Below are 769 nucleotides of genomic sequence, written 5' to 3'. Positions count from 1 at the left end.
GAGATTCTGGCGGTGAAGCCCGACGCGCAGGCACTCGTCCTCGTGCCTGAAATCAATCTGACACCACAGTTCGAGTCGGCCTTCCGAGCGCGCTTTGCCGCGCTCGAAGGCACGTCGATCGTCACGCTGCACAGCGGCCTCGCGGAAGGCGAACGCGGCCGCAACTGGTTCGCGGCGCACACCGGACGCGCCCGCATTGTGCTCGGCACGCGGTTGGCGGTGCTCGCCTCGCTGCCGAAACTGGCGGTCATTGTCGTCGACGAGGAACACGATCCGGCTTATAAGCAGCAGGAAGGCCTGCGCTATTCGGCGCGCGATCTGGCGATCTATCGCGCCAAACAACTCGGCTTACCGGTCGTGCTCGGCTCGGCCACGCCGTCGCTGGAAAGCTGGTGGCAGGCGGATCAGGGACGCTATACGCGTCTCACCTTGTCGCGCCGTGCTGTCGCCGAGGCCGTCCTGCCGACCGTCAGGCTGATCGATCTGGAAGAAGAGCGGCGGCGCGGGCGGGCCTCGGTGGAGGGGTTGTCCGGGCCATTGATCGCGGCGTTGAAGGCGCGGCTCGAGCGCGGTGAGCAAAGTCTCGTGTTCCTGAACCGGCGCGGCTACGCGCCGCAACTCGCCTGCGATGCATGCGGCTGGGTGGCCGGTTGTCCGCGTTGCAGCGCCTACGTCGTGTTGCACAAACCCGAGCGCGCGCTGCGCTGCCACCACTGCGGCTGGGAATCGCGTATTCCGCGCTCGTGCCCGGAGTGCGGCAACGTCGACA

1 protein-coding gene is annotated in these 769 nt (G+C 67.2%); it reads left to right on the top strand.

From position 1 onward, the window contains the following. Nucleotides 1-769, top strand: a 769-nt coding sequence (priA, locus tag GNZ12_RS05810; RefSeq protein ID WP_172309456.1) for a replication restart helicase PriA, incomplete at both ends; no start/stop codon positions are given.

Origin of the sequence: Paraburkholderia solitsugae (genome assembly GCF_013177695.1) — a bacterium.
Classification (GTDB): Bacteria; Pseudomonadota; Gammaproteobacteria; order Burkholderiales; family Burkholderiaceae; genus Paraburkholderia; species Paraburkholderia solitsugae.
Note: the sequence above shows the minus strand (reverse complement) of the source record. Positions and strands in the feature narration are given on the sequence as shown.